We start from the raw sequence: 2,507 nt of genomic DNA on the forward strand, positions 1-2,507 counted from the left end.
TGTGAACGGCGGAGCAATACTCGGCCACGGTAGCGACGGCATAGTGTTGTCGCGGGCGGCGTAAAAGTCGTCCACTTTTGCCCTTTCGGATTTCGGGAGGGCTTGGGGATATACACCGTGGACTTGTATTTGAAGGTGCGTCACGCTCATTTCCAGGATGGATTGAGCGGGCGTCAGATTGCCCGGGATTTTGGGATCAGCCGGGACAGTGTCGCGAAGATGTTGGCCTATTCGGAACCGCCGGGATATCGGCGAACAGCGCCGATCAGGCGCCCGAAGCTGGATGCGTTCACCAGCCAGATGGACCAATGGCTTGCTGAAGACAGGGGCCGCCCTCGCAAGCAGCGTCACACCGCCAAGCGTATTTTCGAGCGGTTGCGGGACGAGTGCGGTTTTGATGGCAGCTACACCATCGTCAAGGATTATGTTCGAGACCGGAAGCGGACCGGCAAGGAGATGTTCGTGCCGCTGAGCCATCCGCCCGGTCATGCACAGGCCGATTTTGGTGAAGCGCTTGTCATGATCGGCGGTGTCGAGCAGAAGGCACACTTCTTTGCCCTCGATCTGCCGCACAGCGACGCATGCTACATCCGGGCCTATCCTGCGGCCAATACCGAGGCGTGGCTTGACGGCCATGTCCATGCCTTTGCGTTCTTTGGCGCGGTTCCCCAGTCGGTTCTTTATGACAATGACCGCTGCCTGGTTGCCCGGATCCTGCCGGATGGCTCCCGGCAAAGAACCCAGCGGTTCAGCGCGATGTTGTCGCATTACGTGATCCGGGACCGCTATGGCCGTCCCGGCAAGGGCAATGACAAAGGGGCCGTGGAGGGGTTGGTCGGCTACGGACGTCGCAACTTCATGGTGCCGATCCCGTCCTTTCCGGACTGGCACGCGTTCAACGCTCACCTGGAAGAGCAGTGCCGCAAGCGCCAGGGTGATGTTCTGCGTGGCCACAAGGTCAGCATCGGGGAACGGCTGAAGGCCGATCTCGCGGCGATGCGGGATTTGCCCGGCACCCCCTTTGAGGCCTGTGAGTTGCAAAGTGGCCAGGTCACATCGACATCCGTGGTGCGTTATCGCGGCAATGATTACTCGGTGCCGGTTGCCTACGGCCACCGTGCGGTCTGGATCAAGGGCTTCGTGACCCGGGTTGTCATCGGCTGCGGCGCCGAGGTGATCGCCGAGCATTCGCGCTCCTATGACACCGGCGACATGGTGTTTGATCCACTGCATTACCTGGCGCTGATCGAACGCAAGATCATGTCCTTCGATCAGGCCGCGCCTCTGCAGGGCTGGGAGTTGCCCGAAGCGTTCAAAACCCTGCGCCGACTGCTGGAAGCCCGGCAGGGAAAGGCCGGCAAGCGCGAGTATGTGCAGGTCCTGCGCCTTCTGGAGCGCTTCGAGATTGACGTGCTGCATCTTGCCGTCAAAGATGCCCTGCGAATGGGAGCGGTCAGCTTCGATGCAATCAAGCACCTGATCTTGTGCAGGGTCGAGCAAAGGCCTCCGAGGCTGGATCTGGATGTTTATCCCTTCCTGCCCAGAACCAACATCACCACCACCTCCGCCGCATCTTACATGAGCCTGCTGGCAGGGGGTGGGGCATGACGGATGCACCCGAACTGCTGCTGGCCCACCATCTCAAAACGCTTCGGCTGCCCACGTTCCTGCGTGAACATGACAAGCAGGCCCGTATCTGCGCCGCTGAAGGCGTAGATCACGTGCGTTACCTGGCCCGGCTGAGCGAGCTGGAACTGATCGACCGGGAACGGCGCATGGTGGAACGCCGGATCAAGGCCGCAAAGTTCCCGACCATCAAAAGCCTGGACAGCTTCGACTTCAAGGCGATCCCGTCGCTCAACAAGATGATGGTGCTGGAGCTGGCGCGCTGCGAATGGATCGAACGCAAGGAGAATGTGATCGCGCTCGGTCCCTCCGGCACCGGCAAGACCCATGTCGCCCTCGGGCTGGGACTGGCTGCCTGCCAGAAAGGATTGCCTGTCGCCTTCGTGACCGCCGCAGCCCTCGTGCACGAGATGATGGAGGCCCGCGACGAAAAACGCCTCCTGCAACTCCAGCGCAAACTCGCCAAGGTCAAACTGCTGATCATCGACGAGCTGGGATTCGTCCCCTTGAGCAAAACCGGCGCCGAGCTTCTGTTCGAGCTGATCTCACAGCGCTACGAGCGAGGGTCGACCCTGATCACGTCGAACCTGCCCTTCGAGGAGTGGACCGAAACCTTCGGCACCGAACGCCTGACCGGCGCGCTGCTGGACCGGCTGACACACCACGTCAACATCCTCGAGATGAACGGCGAAAGCTACCGCCTCAATCAAAGCCGCGCCCGCCTCGCCGCCGCCAACAAATGAACCTCACAGAATTGGCCTGACGGCCAATGCGCCTTGGACCGGGCTTGCTATATGAGGGCCGCACGCTCCAAGGCGCTCGCCCCAAACTGGCCGACTTTTGCTCCGCCACAATGGCCGAATTTTACTCCGCCGTTGACA

2 protein-coding genes are annotated in these 2,507 nt (G+C 61.1%); both read left to right on the forward strand.

Annotated features, from left to right (window positions below; genetic code table 11):
- Positions 1-108: 108 nt before the first annotated feature.
- Positions 109-1,608 carry an IS21 family transposase gene (gene istA, locus ACSSVY_RS22700; protein ID WP_454272308.1) on the forward strand — a complete coding sequence of 500 codons (1,500 nt, stop codon included), beginning with the start codon at positions 109-111 and terminating at the stop codon, positions 1,606-1,608.
- Complete coding sequence (istB, locus tag ACSSVY_RS22705) at positions 1,605-2,369, forward strand: IS21-like element helper ATPase IstB (RefSeq protein ID WP_454272306.1); 765 nt, start codon at positions 1,605-1,607, stop codon at positions 2,367-2,369. The genes istA and istB overlap by 4 nt, the downstream gene beginning before the upstream one ends.
- Positions 2,370-2,507: the final 138 nt, after the last annotated feature.

Source organism: Roseovarius sp. MBR-51, assembly GCF_053628575.1.

What these genes read in the sequence shown, in the direction of transcription:
- istB (WP_454272306.1), top strand. Translation starts at nt 1,605, where the DNA reads ATGACGGATGCACCCGAACTGCTGCTGGCCCACCATCTCAAAACGCTT.